A 16,681-nucleotide genomic window follows, 5' to 3' on the forward strand; every position below is an offset into this window, starting at 1 on the left:
CCCGGCCCCCGCCGGATCCCCCCGGTGCGCCGTGCCCGGCCCACCGACCCACGAACGAAGGACGAAGCCACCTGTGGCCGATCACTACGAAGTGCTGGGCGTCGACCGCGACGCCTCCGCCGACGAGATCAAGAAGGCGTACCGCCGACTCGCCCGCGAGCTGCACCCCGACGTCAACCCGAGCGCGGACGCCTCCGAGCGCTTCAAGCTCGTCACGCACGCCTACGACGTCCTGAGCGACGCCCAGCAGCGGGCGCAGTACGACCGCGGGCCCCAGGAGGGCTTCGGCGGCGGCGGCCAGGGCTTCGGCGGGTTCGGCGACATCTTCGAGACCTTCTTCGGGCAGGGCGCGCAGGGCTCGTCTCGCGGGCCGCGCTCCCGCCGCGAGCGCGGCCAGGACGCCCTGCTGCGCGTGGAGGTCTCGCTCGACGAGGTCATCTTCGGCACCCACCGCGACCTCGAGGTCGACACGGCGGTGCTCTGCGAGACGTGCCAGGGCTCGTGCTGCCAGCCCGGCACCTCGCCGGTGACCTGCGACATCTGCCACGGCTCCGGCCAGATCCAGCGCACGGTCCGCTCGCTCCTGGGCAATGTGATGACGGCCAGCCCCTGCGGCACCTGCCGCGGCTACGGCACCGTCATCGCGACCCCCTGCTCCACCTGCCAGGGCCAGGGACGCGTCCGCGCCCGCCGCACCATCCCCGTCGACGTCCCCGCGGGAGTCGACACGGGCCTGCGCCTGCAGATGCCCGGCAGCGGCGAGGTCGGCCCGGCCGGCGGCCCCAACGGCGACCTGTACCTCGAGATCAAGGTCAAGCACCACGACGTCTTCAGCCGCAACGGCGACGACCTTCTCTGCACCCTCGAGGTGCAGATGACGGACGCGATCCTCGGCTCCACGGCGTCGCTCAAGGCGCTCGACGGGGACATCGAGATCGAGATCAAGCCGGGCACGCAGAGCACCGAGATCGTCACGATCAAGGGACGCGGAGTCACGCGCCTGCGCGGCAGCGGACGCGGCGACCTCCGCATCGGCATCCAGGTCGTCACCCCGACGAAGCTGGGCCACCGCGAGCGGGAGCTGGTCCAGGAGCTGGCGAAGCACTACAAGCCGCAGAAGCCCGCGCTGACCCACTTCCAGCAGGGCCTGTTCTCCAAGCTCCGCGACCGCTTCCTGGGCTGAGCCCGTGGCGCACCACTACATCGACGAGTCGCTGGACTCCGAGGGCTTCATCGTCGGGGGCCGGCTCGCGCTCACCGGCGCGGAGGCACGGCACGCCGCGACCGTCAGCCGGATCCGCGCGGGCGAGAGCGTCCGGGTCGGGGATGGGCGCGGACTCGTCGCGACCGCGGTCGTCGAGAGCGCGGAGCCGGCGCGAGTGGTGCTCGTCGTGGAGTCGGTGCAGGAGTCCCCGGTGCCGTCCCCGCGCCTGGTCCTCGTGCAGGCCCTCGCGAAGGGCGACCGCGACGAGCTCGCCGTGCAGGCGGCGACCGAGCTCGGGGTGGACGAGGTCGTCCCGTGGCAGGCCGCGCGGTCGATCTCGCGGTGGTCCGGCCCGAAGGAGGAGAAGGGGCGCGAGCGCTGGCGCGCCATCGTGCGCGAGGCGAGCAAGCAGTCGCTGCGCCCCCGGGTGCCCGAGGTCGCGCCGCTCGAGCAGGTGCGCGGTCTCGTCGCGCGCGCCGCGACGTCCCGCGTGCTGGTCCTCGAGCCCTCGGCGCAGGCGCGGCTCTCCCAGGTGGTCCCGGACGGACGCGACCTGGTGCTCGTCGTCGGGCCCGAGGGCGGCATCGCTCCGGAGGAGCTGCGGCTGCTCGCGGAGGCGGGCGCCGAGGCCGTCGCGCTCGGCGACTCCGTCCTGCGCACCTCGACCGCAGGTCCCGCCGCCATCGCCGTCCTCTCGGCCCGCCTGGGCCGCTGGTGACGCTCCTCCACAGCCGACTCGGGGCGCCGGAGCAGGGTGCCGTGGGCGAACGCGGCACCCGTCGCGCACGGGCCCCGTTTAAGATGGGTGCATGAGCGAACCCACCGTCTTCACGCGAATCGTCCAGGGCGAGATCCCGGCCGATGTGGTGTTCGAGAACGAGCGCATCCTCGCGATCACCGACATCGAGCCGAAGGCGCCCGTCCACCTCCTCGTCTTCCCGAAGACCCAGGAGCACGCCACGGTCGCCGCCCTCGCCGCCGCCGATCCCGCCCTGCTCGCCGAGATGGTGCAGGTCGCCCAGTCGCTCGCCGACGCCCACAGCAACGGTCAGTTCCGCCTCGTCTTCAACTCCGGCGAAGAGGCGGGCCAGACCGTGTTCCACGTGCACGCCCACGTCCTGGGCGGCCACCAGACGGAAGGCTCCCTTGCCACCGGTTGAGAACACGGGCGCGAGCCCCGACGAGCGTCCCGCCCCCGGCGCGGACGCGTCCGAGACGACGCGGCGCGTCGTCGCCGTCGACGGAGTCGCGATGGTGCGCCTCCTCGGACCCCAGGACCGCCTCATCCGAGCGGTCGAAGGACGATTCCCCGATGTCCGGGTGCACGTGCGCGGCAACGAGGTGACGCTCGACGGCGAGCGCGAGCCCGTCGCCGCGGCGACGCGCCTGGTGGAAGAACTGGTGCGCATGACCGCGAGCGGGCACGATCTCGACCCGGAGGGCGTGCGCGAGTCCGCCCGCATCCTGCAGAACGGCGGGCCGGTGAGCCCGGCCGAGGCGTTCGGCCAGGCCATCCTCACGGCACGCGGACGGAGCGTGAGGCCCAAGACGCTCGGGCAGCGCGAGTACGTCGACGCGGTCGATCAGAACACCATCGTCTTCGGCATCGGCCCGGCCGGAACCGGCAAGACCTACCTGGCGATGGCGAAGGCCGTGCAGTCGCTGCAGCGCAAGGAGGTCGAGCGGATCATCCTGACCCGCCCGGCGGTCGAGGCGGGGGAGCGGCTGGGCTACCTGCCAGGCTCGCTCACCGACAAGATCGACCCGTACCTGCGCCCGCTCTACGACGCGCTGAACGAGATGATGGACCCAGAGATCGTCCCGAAGCTGCTCGCGGCCGGCACGATCGAGGTCGCACCGCTCGCCTACATGCGCGGGCGCACGCTCAACAACTCGTTCGTCGTGCTCGACGAGGCGCAGAACACGACGCCCGAGCAGATGAAGATGTTCCTCACCCGCCTCGGCTTCGGCTCCAAGATGGTCGTCACCGGCGACATCACCCAGGTCGACCTGCCGACCGGCGCGAGCGGACTCCGCCTCGTGACGCGCGTGCTCGACGGCATCGACGACATCCACTTCTCGCGCCTGACCAGCGAGGACGTGGTGCGCCACAGCCTGGTCGGCCGCATCGTGGACGCGTACACCGAGTACGACCAGCAGAAGCAGGCGCAGCACTTCGAGCGCGAGCAGGCCCGGGAGTTCGCGAACCGCGCCGAGCGCCGCGGCCAGGCCGCCCGCCCGCCCGGCGACCGCCAGCCTCCGCGCGGCTGAGCCCGCCCGCCCTTAGAACCGAAGGAAGACCCGCCCCCGTGAGCATCGAGATCAACAACGAGTCGAGCGTCCCCGTCGACGAGGCCGCCCTGCTGCGCCTCGCCGGCTACGCGCTCGACTCGCTCCACGTGCACCCCGACGCCGAGCTCGCGATCGTGCTGGTCGACGAGGGCGCGATGGAGCAGCTGCACGTGCAGTGGATGGACGAGCCGGGGCCGACCGACGTGCTCAGCTTCCCGATGGACGAGCTGCGGCCCGGGACCGAGGACGAGCAGACCCCCGCGGGGCTCCTCGGCGACATCGTGCTCTGCCCGCAGGTCGCGCAGTCCCAGGCCGAGTCGGCCGGCCACTCCGTGCTCGACGAGCTGCAGCTGCTGACCGCCCACGGGCTCCTGCACCTGCTCGGCTTCGATCACGCCGAGCCGGAGGAGGAGCGCGAGATGTTCGGCATCCAGCGCGACATCCTGGTCGGCTTCCACATCAGCGAGCGACGCCGCTAGAGCGCGCCGTGCCCACTCTCCAGCTCCTCATCGCCGCCCTCGCGCTCGTCGCCGTCGGCGGCTGGTTCGCCGCGACCGACGCCGCACTCGGCGTCCTCTCGCGCAGCGACCTGCTCGACATGGCCCAGCACTCCCGCAGCGCCCGCGCTCTCCGCGCGATCGCGGGCGACATGAGCGCCCACGTCAACGTCGTCAACTTCTCGCGGATCGCGGCCGAGACGACGGCCGCGGTGTTCGTCACCACGGTGCTGGTCGTCGAGGTCCCGCAGCTCTGGCTCGCGCTCCTGCTGGCGGTCCTGATCATGGCGGCGGTCTCGTTCGTCCTGGTCGGCTCCAGCCCCCGCAGCGTCGGGCGCGCGAACGCGCGTGCGGTCCTGTCCACCAGCGCCTCGCTCGTGCACGTGCTCCGGCTCGCGCTGGGCCCGGTCGCGCACGGGCTCGTGGCTCTCGGCAACCGGGTGACGCCGGGGACCGGGCGCTCGGCGGGGTTCTCCTCCGAGGAGCAGCTGCTCAGCATGGTCGACGAGGCGACGGAGCAGGACGTGCTCGAGCAGGACGACCGCGAGCTGATCCACTCGATCTTCGAGTTCAACGACACCTTCGTGCGCGAGGTGATGGTGCCCCGCACCGACATGGTGACGATCGAGGCGACCTCCTCCGTCGGCGCCGGCATGGGGCTCCTGCTGAGCCGCGGCATCTCCCGGCTCCCCGTCATCGGCGACGGCGTCGACGACGTCCTCGGCGTGCTCTACCTGCGCGACGTGGCCCGGCACACCTACGAGCGGCCGGACGACGACGACACGGTCGCCGATCTCGCGCGCCCCGCGCTGTTCGTGCCCGAGTCGAAGAAGGCCGACGAGCTGCTCCGCCAGATGCAGCTCGAGTCCAACCACCTCGCGATGGTGGTCGACGAGTACGGCGGCATCGCGGGCCTGGTGACGCTGGAGGACCTGATCGAGGAGCTCGTCGGCGACATCTCCGACGAGTACGACCGCGAGGTCGACCTCTTCGAGGAGACGGCGCCCGGGGTCTACCGCGTCTCGGCGCGCCTGCCGGTGGACGAGCTCGGCGAGCTGTTCGAGCTCGACCTCGAGGACGACGACGTCGACTCGGTCGGCGGACTGCTGACCAAGGCCTACGGGCGCCTCCCCGAGCGCGGCGCGACGGCGCGGATCGGCGGAGTGCTGCTCGAGGCCGAGCAGGCGGACCCGCGCCGTGGGACCATCTCCACGGTGATCGTCCGCCGCGATCCCGATCTGGACACCGCCGGCGAGCCCGGCACCGGCCCCGTCGCGATCATCGCGGACGGCGGCACCACCACCCCCAGCCCGAGCACGGCTCCCACCCGCGGAGCCACGGGCGATCAGCACGAGGACGCACGATGACCGACACCACTCCCGCCGCCGCTCCCTACCGGGCGGGCTTCGTGTCCTTCGTCGGCCGCCCGAACGTGGGCAAGTCGACGCTCACGAACGCCCTCGTCGGCGAGAAGATCGCCATCACGAGCTCGAAGCCCCAGACCACGCGGCGCGCTATCCGCGGAGTGGTGCACCGCACCGACGGCCAGCTGATCGTCGTCGACACCCCCGGCATCCACCGGCCGCGCACGCTTCTCGGCGAGCGGCTGAACTCGCTCGTCACCTCGACCCTCGGCGACGTCGACGTCATCGGGATGCTGTTCCCGGCGGACGAGCCGATCGGCCCCGGAGACCGCTTCATCAACGAGCAGCTCGACTCCTTCCCGCGCGCCCGGAAGGTCGCGATCGTCTCGAAGGTCGACCTCTCCTCGAAGAAGTCCGTGGCGAAGCAGCTGCTCGCCGTCTCGGAGCTGCGCGAGTGGGACACGATCGTGCCGATCTCGGCCGTGACCGAGGAGCAGCTGGACGTCCTGGCCGTCGAGCTCCTGCGCCTGATGCCGGTCTCGCCCGCCCTCTACCCGGAGGAGGCGGTGACCGACGAGGACCTGTCCTCGCGGATCGCCGAGTTCATCCGCGAGGCCGCCCTCGAGGGCGTCTCGGACGAGCTGCCGCACTCCCTCGCCGTGACGCTCGACGACATGGTCGAGCGCGAGGACGGCTCGCTGATCGACATCTACGCCAACGTCTTCGTGGAGCGCGACAGCCAGAAGGGCATCATCATCGGCAAGGGCGGCCAGCGCCTGCGCGAGGTGGGAGCCGTCTCCCGCGAGCAGATCGAGCGCCTGCTGGGCCGCCGCGTGTTCCTCTCCATCCGGGTGAAGGTCGCCAAGGAGTGGCAGCGCGACCCGAAGCTGCTGGGGCGCCTGGGCTTCTGACGCCGGAGGACGACCGCGGTCACCCTCCAGGACGACGCCCCCGGGCGCGCGGACCCGTAGCGTGGTCCTCATGCGCGCCCTCCTCGACCGACCGGCGGCCCTGCCGATCGCCGGGGCGCTGCTCGCCGCCCTCCACCTGCTGCTCGGGCTCACCGGGGTCACTCCGACCGAGCGGATCGCCGGCGGCCTCGTGCTCGCGCTGGCCCTCGCCGTCGCGGGATTCCTGCCCGCGCTCGCCCCCTCGCTCGTCGCGGTCGGCGCGCTCGCCGACGGAGGCGTCCTGCTCGGCGGTGTCCCCGTCGACGGGGTGCTCGTCGGCCTGGTCGTCCTCTGGCAGACGACCCGCCGGGTGGGCCCCTGGACCCGTGCCCTGGCGCTCGCGGGCGGCCTGATCCTCGCCGGGATCGGCGGCGTCACCGTCGCGCTCGGCCTCTCCGGCCCGCTCGATCCGTCCGGGCTCCCGGCGCGCGTGGAGTTCGTGGTCCTCGCCCTGGTCGCCCTCGCGGTCGCCTCCGTGCTCGGTGCGGCGAAGGTCCTCGTGTACCTCAACGCGCTGCGGGCGCCGGTCCTCGCGGGCGATCGGATCGACGCGCTGCTGACCCGGGTCGCCGGTCCGCAGGACCCCTTCGCGGTGGGGGTCGCCGGTGGTCAGGCGCTGGTGCTCCTCCTCGTCGCCGGCCTCCCGTTCGCCGGGGTGGACGGCGCGATGCAGCTGCTGGTCGCGGGCGTGCTCGCGGTCGCGCTGGTGCTGCACCGGCGGTCCCCGGTCCTCGCCCTCTCGATCGCCTGGGCCGGTGCCGCCCTCCAGATGAGCGCGAGCCTCGCTCCCGGACCCGCGGATCTGGCCATCCTGGCCGTCCTCTTCGGCGCCGGCGCGTCGGAGTCGCGGCGGGTGCGGATCGCGGGCGCGGTGTCGGCCGTCCTCGGCGCCGTGGTCGCCGTCGTCTACCTCGTCCTCGTCTTCGACCTCGTCGCGAGCGCCTACGACGGCCTGCTGTCGGCCGGCGCCACCTTCGGCGGGATCCTCGCGACGCTCGGCCTCTCCTGGACCATCGGACTGCTCTCCCGCTCGGTCCGCCGGGCGCGGGAGGGCCAGACCCTGCGCGCGCAGGCCGAGCAGGAGCGCGCGCGGGCGCAGCGCGAGCTCGACACCGTGGAGGAGCGCAACCGGATCGCCCGCGACATGCACGACGTCGTCGCCCACTCCCTCGCCGTCGTGATCGCGCAGGCCGACGGCGCGCGCTACCTCGGCGCCACCAGCCCCGAGCAGACCGACGCCGCGCTGCTGACCATCTCCTCCGTCGCCCGGGACGCCCTCGGCGACGTGCGCGTGCTCCTCGCCCAGCTGCGGCACTCGCAGAGCGACGGCCCGCAGCCCGGCGCCCGCGACCTGCCGGCCCTCCTCGACAGCGTGGGCGGAGCGGGAGCCCCCGTCCGCGCCGAGCTCGCCGTCGACCTGGAGGCGGTGCCGCGCGCCGTCGGTCTGGCCCTGTACCGCATCGCCCAGGAGGCGACCACGAACGCTCTCCGCCACGGCCGCCCGGGCTCGCCGCTCGACATCGCCCTGCGCCAGGACGGCGGCGAGCTCGCCCTGACCGTGCGCAACGCCCGGTGCGCCGACGTCGAGCGCGACTCCCTGCCGGGCGAGGGCCACGGCCTGGTCGGCATGCGCGAGCGCGCCGCGCTCGTCGGGGGAGTGCTCGCCGCCGGCCCGGTCGGGGACGACTTCGTCGTCGACGCGCGCCTGCCCTCCTCCCCGTCCCTCGCCCGCACCGCCCCACCCCTCGCCTCCGGAGGCAGCCCCGCATGACCGACACCATCCGCCTCGTCCTCGTCGACGACCAGGCCCTCTTCCGCGCCGGCATCCGCATGCTGCTCGGCTCGCAGCCCGACCTCGAGGTGGTCGGGGAGGCCTCGGACGGGGCGGAGGGCGCGGAGCTGGTCGCGCGGCTGGCCCCCGACGTCGTGCTGATGGACATCCGGATGCCGGGCGTCGACGGGATCGAGTCGACCCGGCGGATCCTCGCGGACGCGCAGGAGCGGCGGGTCGAGCCTCCGCGCATTCTCGTGCTGACCACCTTCGACCTCGACGAGGCGGCCGCGCGCGCCATCCGGGCGGGCGCGAGCGGCTTCCTCCTGAAGGACACGGAGCCCGGCTTCCTCCTCGCCTCCGTCCGCACCGTGCACGCGGGGACCGCCGTGGTCGCCGCCTCCGCGACCCGCGAGCTCTTCGAGCACTTCGGAGCGGCGGGCAGCGGACGGGAGACCCCGCCCGCCTTCGCGACCCTCACCGACCGCGAGCGCGAGATCTTCCACCTGGCCGCGCGGGGGATGAGCAACACCGAGATCGCGCGCGCCGAGTTCCTGAGCGAGGCGACGGTGAAGACGCACATCAGCCGCACCCTCGGCAAGCTCGGCCTGCGCGACCGCGTGCAGCTGGTGGTCTACGCCTACGAGAACGGCCTGGTCTCCTAGCGCGGGACGCCGGGGTGACGCGCCGCGGGGGCGGTGCTACCCTGACCGGGTGCGCTTCGGACAGCTCCTCCTTCTCCGCCGCGACGAGATCTGATCCTCAGGCCATCCTCGTCGCGGAGTCCGTCGTCGGCTGAACCATCCCTCGCCCGCGAGGTCGATCCGCATCCGGATCCCCGCGAGACCGCCCGACCGGCACCGCCCACCAGCGGAGCCGCACGCGAGCGGGATCGGTCACGAGCGAGAACAGACACGTGCGCACCACTGCGCCGGGAGAGCACCTCATGCTGAACAACCAGAAGCCGTCGCCCATGCCGATCGGCAAGTACCGCCCCTTCCACGAGCTGATCGCCGTGGACCTGCCCGACCGCACCTGGCCGTCGAAGCGCATCACCGCCGCGCCCCGCTGGTGCGCCGTGGACCTCCGCGACGGCAACCAGGCGCTCATCGACCCGATGAGCCCCGAGCGCAAGCGCATCATGTTCGATCTGCTGGTCCGGATGGGCTACAAGGAGATCGAGGTCGGGTTCCCGAGCGCGAGCCAGACCGACTTCGACTTCGTGCGCAGCCTCATCGAGGAGGGCGCGATCCCCGAGGACGTCACCATCCAGGTGCTGACCCAGGCCCGCGACCACCTGATCGAGCGCACCTACGAGTCGATCCGCGGCGCGCGCCAGGCGATCGTGCACCTCTACAACTCCACGAGCGTGCTGCAGCGCGAGGTCGTGTTCCGCAAGGACCGTCAGGGCATCATCGACATCGCGCTGGCCGGCGCCCGCAAGTGCCGCGAGATGGAGTCGACCGTCCCCGGCACGGCCGTCTACTACGAGTACTCGCCCGAGAGCTACACCGGCACCGAGCTCGACTTCGCCCGCGAGATCTGCGATCGCGTCGTCGAGGTCTTCGAGCCGACTCCCGAGCGCAAGGTCATCCTGAACCTGCCCGCCACCGTCGAGATGGCCACCCCGAACGTCTACGCCGACTCGATCGAGTGGATGAGCCGCAACCTCGCGCAGCGCGAGAACATCGTGCTGTCGCTGCACCCCCACAACGACCGCGGCACGGCCGTGGCGGCCGCCGAGCTGGGCTACCTGGCCGGCGCGGACCGGATCGAGGGCTGCCTCTTCGGCAACGGCGAGCGCACCGGCAACGTCGACCTGGTCGCGCTGGGCGTGAACCTGTTCACCCAGGGGATCGACCCGCAGATCGACTTCAGCGACATGGACGGCATCAAGCGCACCGCCGAGTACTGCAACCAGCTGCCCGTGCCCGAGCGCAGCCCCTGGGCGGGCGACCTGGTCTTCACCGCCTTCAGCGGCTCGCACCAGGACGCCATCAAGAAGGGCTTCGAGGCGATGCACGCCGAGGCCGAGCGGACCGGCCGCAGCGTCGACGAGCTCACCTGGGCCGTGCCCTACCTGCCGGTGGACCCGAAGGACCTGGGCCGCTCCTACGAGGCGGTCATCCGCGTCAACTCGCAGTCCGGCAAGGGCGGAGTCGCGTACCTGCTGAAGACGGACCACGCGCTCGACCTGCCGCGCCGACTGCAGATCGAGTTCTCGGGCGTCGTGCAGGCCAAGACCGACGCCGAGGGCGGCGAGGTCACGAGCGAGCAGATCTGGACGGTGTTCCAGGACGAGTACCTGCCGGCGCCCGCCGAGCGCGCCGACGAGAAGTGGGGCCGCTTCGAGCTGCTGCGCACGAACACGTCGAGCGATCTGGGCGGCAGCATCGCGCTGGACGCGGTCCTCCGGGTGGGCGACGAGCGCGTCTCGGCCAGCTCGCGGGGCAACGGCCCGATCAACGCTTTCGAGGCCGTGCTGGAGCAGCAGGGCGTCGAGGTCCGGGTCCTCGACTACGTCGAGCACGCGCTCAGCGCCGGCGGCGACGCGCTGGCCGCCTCGTACGTCGAGTGCACGGTGAACGGCCGCACCCTGTGGGGCGTGGGCGTGGACGCCGACATCTCGACCGCCTCCCTCAAGGCCATCGTCTCTGCCGTCAACCGCGCCCTGCGCGAGGAGGTCCCGGTCCGCGAGCTGGCCGGCGCCTCCGCCTGATCGGGCCCGATCCCCGCCGGGGGAGCCGTGATGCGTCGCGGCTCCCCCGGCGTTCCCGTGCGCGGACCGCGCGGGACTCCGCTCCCTGCGTCCGGGTCGGCCGCCGCTAGGTCCGGCGGCGCCAGCGCAGGCGCGGCACCCCGCTGAGCGCGCGCTGCTCGGGCAGGCTCCAGCCGTAGCGGACCGCGAGCAGGCGGATGACCGTGGTCACGCCCACCGCGAGCGGCGCGGCGAAGTCGATCGTCACTCCGAAGCGCAGCGCGAGGACCAGGACGCCGGTGCCCACCGAGGCGGCGACCGCGTAGAGCGAGCCGACGTGCATCAGCGCGATCGGCCGGTTCAGCAGGATGTCTCGGACGACGGATCCGCCGACGGCCGAGACGGTGCCGACGAACACGGCCGGCACCTCCGGCACGCCGAGCGACAGGGCCTTCGTGGTGCCGATCGCGCCGAAGAGCCCGAGGGTCAGCGCGTCGAGGGCGGTGATCGTCCCGTCGACCCGGTTCAGCAGGTGCTGGAGCAGCATCCCGAGCAGGGAGGCGGTCACCGCGACGATCAGGTACGCGTCGGTGTGCAGGGCCACCAGGGGCGTCTGGAGCAGCAGATCGCGGAGCACGCCGCCGCCGAGGCCGGTGGCCGTGCCGATGATCGTGACGCCGAGCAGGTCGATCCGGCGGTCGCGGAACTCGCCCGCGAACATCGCGCCCTGGAGGCAGCCGATGGCGATCGCGAGCAGGTCGGCCCAGGCCGGGATCTCGAAGAGGGAGGCTGCCACCCGGACATCGTTCCACGGCGCGGGCCCTGCTCCGGCCGGGCTGCCAGCCGGGTGTCGGGGGTCGGGGGGATAATCGGTGGATGCCCACCTATCGCGACGAAGCCGTGGTGCTCCGCACGCACAAGCTGGGCGAGGCCGATCGCATCGTGACGCTGCTCTCGCGCAGCCACGGCAAGATCCGCGCGGTGGCGAAGGGCGTGCGCAAGACCGGCTCCAAGTTCGGCTCGCGGCTCGAGCCGTTCATGGTCGCCGACCTCCAGCTCTACGAGGGCCGGAGCCTCGACATCGTCACGCAGGCCGAGTCGCTCGGCGCCTACGGTGCGCTGATCGCCGCCGACTACGACAGCTACACGGCCGCGAGCGCGATGGTCGAGACGGCGGACCGCCTCACCGACGCGGACGCCTCCCTGCAGCAGTACCTGCTGCTCGTCGGGGCCCTGCGATCGCTCTCGAAGCACGAGCACGAGCCGGTGCTGACGCTCGACTCCTACCTCCTGCGGGCGCTCTCGATCGCGGGCTGGGCGCCCAGCTTCGAGGACTGCGCGCGCTGCGGCGCCCCCGGGCCCCACGGCGCGGTCGTGGTGCAGCTCGGAGGCGTCGTCTGCGCCGACTGCACGCCGCCCGGAGCACCGCGGGTCGCTCCGGAGGTCGTGGTCCTGCTGGGTGCGCTGCTCACGGGAGACTGGGCCCACGCCGAGACCACCGAGCCGACCACGCGGTCGCGGGCGAGCGGAGTGGTCGCCGCCTACACGCAGTTCCACCTCGAACGCGGTCTGAGATCCCTGGAGCACGTCACCCGATGAAGCCCTTCACCCACAAGGACGCCGAGCCGTACCGCCCTCTCGACTGGACCGGGATCCACCCGCCCGCGATCCCGCGGAAGGCCGTTCCGGGGCACGTCGCCATCGTGATGGACGGGAACGGCCGCTGGGCGAACTCCCGCGGCCTGACGAGGATCGAGGGGCACAAGCGCGGCGAGACGGCGCTGCTGGACGTCGTGGCCGGAGCGATCCAGATCGGCGTGAAGCACCTCAGCGTCTACGCGTTCTCGACCGAGAACTGGAAGCGCTCGCCCGAGGAGGTGCGCTTCCTGATGGGCTTCAACCGCGACGTGCTGCACCGCCGCCGCGATCAGCTCAACGAGTGGGGCGTGCGCATCCGCTGGGCCGGGCGGAAGCCGCGCCTGTGGGCGTCGGTGATCAACGAGCTGCAGTTCGCCGAGCGGATGACCGCGGGCAACGACGTGCTCACCCTCACCATGTGCGTCAACTACGGCGGGCGCACCGAGATCGCCGACGCGGTGCAGCGGCTCGCCGCCGAGGTCCAGGCGGGGCGGCTCAAGCCCTCCGGCATCTCCGAGAAGACCATCGCCAAGGCGCTCTACGTGCCCGAGATGCCGGACGTCGACCTCTTCGTGCGCTCCTCCGGCGAGCAGCGCACCAGCAACTTCCTGCTCTGGCAGAGCGCCTACGCCGAGATGGTGTTCCTCGACCGGCTCTGGCCGGACTTCACGCGGACCGACCTCTGGGACGCGATCGAGCACTACTCCGGCCGCTCCCGCCGCTTCGGCGGCGCGGTCGACGTGCCGGGGGCCTCCTCGTGATCCGGGCCGGGATCGTCGGCTTCGGGCTCGCCGGCAGCGTCTTCCACGGTCCGTTCCTCGCGGCCGACCCGGCTTTCGAGGTCGTCGCCGTCTCCACCCGCGACGCCGGTCGGAGGGCCGCGGCCTCCGCCGCGCATCCGGAGGCCCGGATCGTGCCCGACCTCGACGCGGTGCTCGCCGAGCGGCCGGAGCTGGTCGTGCTCGCCTCGCCGCCGTCGGTGCACCGGGAGCAGGCCGTCCGGGTGCTCGAGGCCGGTGTCGCCGTCGTGATCGACAAGCCCTTCGCACCGAGCGCCGCCGACGCGGATGCGATCATCACCGCCTCCGAGCGGAGCGGTGCGCCCGTCTTCGTCTTCCAGAACCGGCGCTGGGACGCCGATCTGCTCACCCTCCGCCGCCTCCTGGGCGAAGGGGTCCTCGGCGAGGTCCTCCGCTTCGAGTCGACCTTCGAGCGCTGGAGCGCGCCGAAGACGGGCCGGTGGCAGAGCGAGACGGGTCCGGCCGAGGGTGGCGGGATCCTCTTCGATCTCGGCAGCCACCTGGTCGACCAGGCGCTGCTGCTGTTCGGCCCGGCGGTCGTCACGGCGGCCGAGACCCGGACCGTCCATGAGGGCTCCGCGAGCGAGGACGACGCGTTCGTCTCGCTCCTGCATCACAGCGGCGTCCGCTCCCACCTCACCATGAGCCGCGTCGCCCGGGCGACCGGCCCCCGCTTCCGCGTGCTCGGCACCCGCGCCGCCTTCAGCGTCGACGGTCTCGATCCGCAGGAGACCGCGCTCCGCACCGGCGGCGCCCGACCGGACGACGACGGCTTCGGCGAGGTCGCGCCGGAGGGATGGGGCGTCCTCGTCGACGACTCCGGCGCACACCCCGTGCCGAGTGAGCGGGGACGATACGCCGCGTTCCTCGAGCAGGTCGCGCGGTCCCTCCAGGACGGCGCTCCCTCGCCGGTCGACGTCCGCGAGGCCCGCGAGGTCGTCGCCGTGCTCGAGCAGGCGCACGCCCTCGCCGCCCGCTGACCGGGCCCGCCGCCGACGCGCCCGGTCGCTCCCCGGTCTTGGCGATCCGGCTCCGGAGCGTCATCCTCGAGAGGTGAGCACCGCACTGCCGAACTCCGCCGACCTGCGCGCGCGCTTCGCCGGTGCCCGCGGCTACCACAACGCCTGCACCCTCGGTCTGCCGCCGCGGGAGACCGTCGAGGCGCTGCGGGCGGACCTCGACGGCTGGTCGTCCGGGGAGAGCACGGCCGCCGCCTACGGCGCTGTCGCCGAGCGCGCGCGTGCCTCGTTCGCCGCGATCTCCGGCGTTCCGGTCGACCGGGTCGCCATCGGCTCGCAGACCTCCGCCATGGCCGCCGTGCTCGCCGCCTCGCTGCCCGACGGGGCCCGCGTGCTCTGCGTGGACGGCGACTTCTCCTCCATCGTGTTCCCCTTCCTCGCCCAGGCGCACCGCGGAGTGACCGTGCGCTCCGTCGCGCTCGAGGCGCTGGCCGACTCCGTCGAGGACGGGGACGACCTCGTCGTCTTCTCCGCCGTGCAGTCCAGCAGCGGAGCGCTCGCCGATCTCGACGCCGTCCTCGAGGCGGCTGCGCGCCACGGAGTGCGGACCGCGTGCGACCTGACGCAGGCGGCCGGCGTCCTGCCGGTCGACGCCTCCCGCTTCGACGCGACCCTCACCCACGCCTACAAGTGGCTGTGCTCGCCGCGCGGAGTGGCGTTCCTCACCGTCTCGCCCGACTACGCGGCTGAGCTCGTCCCCGTGCAGGCGGGCTGGTACTCGGGGGAGGACGTGTGGTCGTCCTGCTACGGACCGGCCATGCACCTGGCCGAGAACGCCCGCCGCTTCGACGTCTCGCCGGCCTGGCAGGCGTTCGCCGGCGCCGAGGCGTCGCTCGCCCTGTTCCGCTCGCTCGACCTCGACGCGGTCTGGGCGCACGCCTCCGGCCTCGGCGACCTGCTGTGCGAGCGGCTGGACCGGGAGCCTCAGCACCGGGCGCTCGTGTCCTGGCCGGACGAGGGGGGAGCGGACCTGGAGCGGCTGCAGGCCGCGGGTCTGCGCGTCTCGGGCCGCGGCGGCCGGCTCCGCATCGCCTTCCACCTCTGGAACGACGAGTCCGACGTGGACGAGCTCGTCCGCGTGCTGCGGGAATAGCGGGGCGCCCCCTCCGTTGTCCTGGGGGTGAGTGCTGAGCCGAGCCCCCTGTCCGTCGACGTCTGGTCCGACATCGCCTGCCCCTGGTGCTACATCGGGAAGCGCCGGTTCGAGCGCGGGCTCGAGGCCTTCCGCGCCGCGCACCCCGAGGCTCCGGAGGTCGTCGTGGAGTACCGCAGCTTCGAGCTCTCGCCGGACACGCCGGAGGACTACCGCGGGGGAGAGGCGGCGTTCCTCGCCGAGCACAAGGGGATCCCGGAGGCGCAGGCGCAGCAGATGCTCGACTCCGTCACGGCGATCGCGGCGAGCGTCGGCCTCGACTACCACTTCGAGTCGGTGCGCCACGTCAAGACGGTCACCGCCCACCAGGCGCTCCACCACGCCAAGGAGAACGGACTGCAGCTCGAGCTCGTCGAGCGTCTCCTGAGCGCGTACTTCGTCGAGGGCCGCGACCTGGCCGATCCGGAGGTGCTCGCCTCGCTCGCCGGCGAGGTCGGGCTCGACCCGGCGGAGACGCGCCGCGCTCTCGAGGACCGGCGCTACCTCGGGCGGGTGCAGTCCGACATCGCCCAGGCCCGCGAGTACGGGATCTCGGGGGTGCCGTTCTTCGTCCTCGACGGGCGCTTCGGCGTCTCCGGCGCCCAGGAGCCGGCGGCGTTCACCGAGGTCCTCGAGCACGTGCTGGAGCAGCGGGCGGCCGTCGCGTGAGCGGGCCGTTCGAGATGCTCGGCGACTCCGGCGGGCCGCTGTGCGAGGACGGCGTCTGCGCCGTGCCGCAGGCCGCGGAAGCGCAGGCCGAGGTGCCGCCGATCAGCGCGGAGGCTCCTCCACGGTGATGTCGGCCACGGTCGCGCCGTAGGCGGCCACGAGGGCGTCCGCGTCGACGAAGGCGCTGCGCCCGTCGGCGCCCGCACCCATCGCGACGCGGCGGCCGAGGATCCGCTCGTCGGCGTAGACCGGCCAGGCCTTCGTGGAGCCGATCGGGGTGATCGTGCCGCGCCGGTAGCCGGTCGCCTCGAGGGCGGCCGTCTCGTCCGGGAGGCGGAGCTTGTTCACTCCGACCACCGCGCGCAGCTTCGGCCACGCGATCTGCCGCCCGCCGGGGACGAGGGCGAACAGGTAGCCGCCGTCGTGGCGCTTCACCACGAGCGACTTCACGATGTCGCCGGGCTCGATGCCGAGCAGCGCGGCCGCCTCGTGCAGGCTGCCGGCAGCGGGCCTCTCCACGATCTCGACCGCCAGGCCGCGGGCGGACGCGTCCGCCTCCAGCCGCTGCGAACCGTCCTCCACAGGTGTGCTCCCGTTCATCTCTCCGCCTCTCTGCTCGTCACTCCGCCTTCCCCAACACAGGATCT

General features: G+C 72.9%; 17 protein-coding genes. 15 read left to right on the plus strand and 2 right to left on the minus strand.

Going from position 1 to position 16,681, the window contains the following annotated elements; translation table 11 throughout:
* Window positions 1–73: 73 nt before the first annotated feature.
* The 10 genes from dnaJ to leuA all read left to right on the plus strand — a co-directional run bounded on the left by dnaJ (window position 74) and on the right by leuA (window position 10,797).
* Window positions 74–1,183, plus strand: coding sequence for a molecular chaperone DnaJ (dnaJ, locus tag C5D36_RS11470; RefSeq protein WP_104225203.1), 1,110 nt, complete (start codon window positions 74–76; stop codon window positions 1,181–1,183).
* Between the two features lie 4 nt (window positions 1,184–1,187).
* Window positions 1,188–1,922: a 16S rRNA (uracil(1498)-N(3))-methyltransferase gene (locus C5D36_RS11475; protein ID WP_104258276.1), complete on the plus strand. Its 735-nt coding sequence runs from the start codon at window positions 1,188–1,190 to the stop codon at window positions 1,920–1,922.
* Window positions 1,923–2,013: 91 nt separating this feature from the next.
* Window positions 2,014–2,364 carry an HIT domain-containing protein gene (locus C5D36_RS11480; protein ID WP_104225201.1) on the plus strand — a complete coding sequence of 117 codons (351 nt, stop codon included), beginning with the start codon at window positions 2,014–2,016 and terminating at the stop codon, window positions 2,362–2,364.
* Window positions 2,365–2,455: 91 nt separating this feature from the next.
* Window positions 2,456–3,475 carry a PhoH family protein gene (locus tag C5D36_RS11485; RefSeq protein ID WP_104225204.1) on the plus strand — a complete coding sequence of 340 codons (1,020 nt, stop codon included), beginning with the start codon at window positions 2,456–2,458 and terminating at the stop codon, window positions 3,473–3,475.
* Between the two features lie 38 nt (window positions 3,476–3,513).
* Entirely contained in the window at window positions 3,514–3,975 is a 462-nt protein-coding gene (gene ybeY, locus C5D36_RS11490) for an rRNA maturation RNase YbeY (protein WP_104223424.1), read from the plus strand.
* An 8-nt stretch (window positions 3,976–3,983) separates the two neighbouring features.
* A complete protein-coding gene (locus C5D36_RS11495) occupies window positions 3,984–5,360 on the plus strand; it encodes a hemolysin family protein (RefSeq protein ID WP_104223425.1) in 1,377 nt (458 codons plus the stop codon).
* The gene (era, locus tag C5D36_RS11500; RefSeq protein ID WP_104223426.1) at window positions 5,357–6,268 is read left to right on the plus strand and encodes a GTPase Era; all 912 of its coding nucleotides are present in this window, start codon (window positions 5,357–5,359) and stop codon (window positions 6,266–6,268) included. The genes C5D36_RS11495 and era overlap by 4 nt, the downstream gene beginning before the upstream one ends.
* A gap of 70 nt (window positions 6,269–6,338) precedes the next feature.
* Entirely contained in the window at window positions 6,339–8,078 is a 1,740-nt protein-coding gene (locus C5D36_RS11505) for a sensor histidine kinase (RefSeq protein WP_146078490.1), read from the plus strand.
* A complete protein-coding gene (locus C5D36_RS11510) occupies window positions 8,075–8,743 on the plus strand; it encodes a response regulator transcription factor (RefSeq protein ID WP_104234459.1) in 669 nt (222 codons plus the stop codon). Before C5D36_RS11505 ends, C5D36_RS11510 begins: the two co-directional genes overlap by 4 nt.
* Window positions 8,744–9,024: 281 nt before the next feature.
* On the plus strand, window positions 9,025–10,797 hold the full coding sequence (leuA, locus tag C5D36_RS11515) for a 2-isopropylmalate synthase (protein WP_104234458.1): 1,773 nt from the start codon (window positions 9,025–9,027) through the stop codon (window positions 10,795–10,797).
* A gap of 106 nt (window positions 10,798–10,903) precedes the next feature.
* Here the strand turns inward: leuA and C5D36_RS11520 are convergent, their stop codons facing one another.
* Window positions 10,904–11,572, minus strand: a complete 669-nt coding sequence (locus tag C5D36_RS11520) for a trimeric intracellular cation channel family protein (RefSeq protein ID WP_104223430.1) — start codon at window positions 11,570–11,572, stop codon at window positions 10,904–10,906.
* 80 nt (window positions 11,573–11,652) lie between these two features.
* Here C5D36_RS11520 and recO point away from each other — a divergent pair, with 80 nt between their 5' ends.
* From recO to C5D36_RS11545, 5 genes are all read left to right on the plus strand, one after another.
* Complete coding sequence (gene recO, locus C5D36_RS11525) at window positions 11,653–12,375, plus strand: DNA repair protein RecO (RefSeq protein WP_104223431.1); 723 nt, start codon at window positions 11,653–11,655, stop codon at window positions 12,373–12,375.
* Complete coding sequence (locus tag C5D36_RS11530; protein ID WP_104295880.1) at window positions 12,372–13,175, plus strand: isoprenyl transferase; 804 nt, start codon at window positions 12,372–12,374, stop codon at window positions 13,173–13,175. The genes recO and C5D36_RS11530 overlap by 4 nt, the downstream gene beginning before the upstream one ends.
* Window positions 13,172–14,194: a Gfo/Idh/MocA family oxidoreductase gene (locus C5D36_RS11535; RefSeq protein WP_104295881.1), complete on the plus strand. Its 1,023-nt coding sequence runs from the start codon at window positions 13,172–13,174 to the stop codon at window positions 14,192–14,194. The genes C5D36_RS11530 and C5D36_RS11535 overlap by 4 nt, the downstream gene beginning before the upstream one ends.
* Window positions 14,195–14,267: 73 nt before the next feature.
* On the plus strand, window positions 14,268–15,326 hold the full coding sequence (locus tag C5D36_RS11540; protein ID WP_104295882.1) for an aminotransferase class V-fold PLP-dependent enzyme: 1,059 nt from the start codon (window positions 14,268–14,270) through the stop codon (window positions 15,324–15,326).
* Window positions 15,327–15,353: 27 nt separating this feature from the next.
* The gene (locus tag C5D36_RS11545) at window positions 15,354–16,034 is read left to right on the plus strand and encodes a DsbA family protein (RefSeq protein ID WP_104238217.1); all 681 of its coding nucleotides are present in this window, start codon (window positions 15,354–15,356) and stop codon (window positions 16,032–16,034) included.
* 102 nt (window positions 16,035–16,136) lie between these two features.
* Here C5D36_RS11545 and C5D36_RS11550 read toward each other — a convergent pair whose 3' ends face one another.
* Window positions 16,137–16,634: an aminoacyl-tRNA deacylase gene (locus C5D36_RS11550; RefSeq protein WP_104295883.1), complete on the minus strand. Its 498-nt coding sequence runs from the start codon at window positions 16,632–16,634 to the stop codon at window positions 16,137–16,139.
* Window positions 16,635–16,681 lie beyond the last annotated feature (47 nt).

Origin of the sequence: Rathayibacter sp. AY1C6 (assembly GCF_002931535.1) — a bacterium.
Taxonomy (GTDB): domain Bacteria; phylum Actinomycetota; class Actinomycetes; order Actinomycetales; family Microbacteriaceae; genus Rathayibacter.

Bases quoted from the DNA above. Each gene is read 5' to 3' on its own strand.
- recO (WP_104223431.1), top strand. From the start codon at position 11,653: ATGCCCACCTATCGCGACGAAGCCGTGGTGCTCCGCACGCACAAGCTG.
- era (WP_104223426.1), top strand. From the start codon at position 5,357: ATGACCGACACCACTCCCGCCGCCGCTCCCTACCGGGCGGGCTTCGTG.
- leuA (WP_104234458.1), top strand. From the start codon at position 9,025: ATGCTGAACAACCAGAAGCCGTCGCCCATGCCGATCGGCAAGTACCGC.
- C5D36_RS11485 (WP_104225204.1), top strand. From the start codon at position 2,456: ATGGTGCGCCTCCTCGGACCCCAGGACCGCCTCATCCGAGCGGTCGAA.
- C5D36_RS11550 (WP_104295883.1), bottom strand. From the start codon at position 16,634: ATGAACGGGAGCACACCTGTGGAGGACGGTTCGCAGCGGCTGGAGGCG.
- C5D36_RS11480 (WP_104225201.1), top strand. From the start codon at position 2,014: ATGAGCGAACCCACCGTCTTCACGCGAATCGTCCAGGGCGAGATCCCG.
- C5D36_RS11530 (WP_104295880.1), top strand. From the start codon at position 12,372: ATGAAGCCCTTCACCCACAAGGACGCCGAGCCGTACCGCCCTCTCGAC.
- C5D36_RS11510 (WP_104234459.1), top strand. From the start codon at position 8,075: ATGACCGACACCATCCGCCTCGTCCTCGTCGACGACCAGGCCCTCTTC.
- C5D36_RS11505 (WP_146078490.1), top strand. From the start codon at position 6,339: ATGCGCGCCCTCCTCGACCGACCGGCGGCCCTGCCGATCGCCGGGGCG.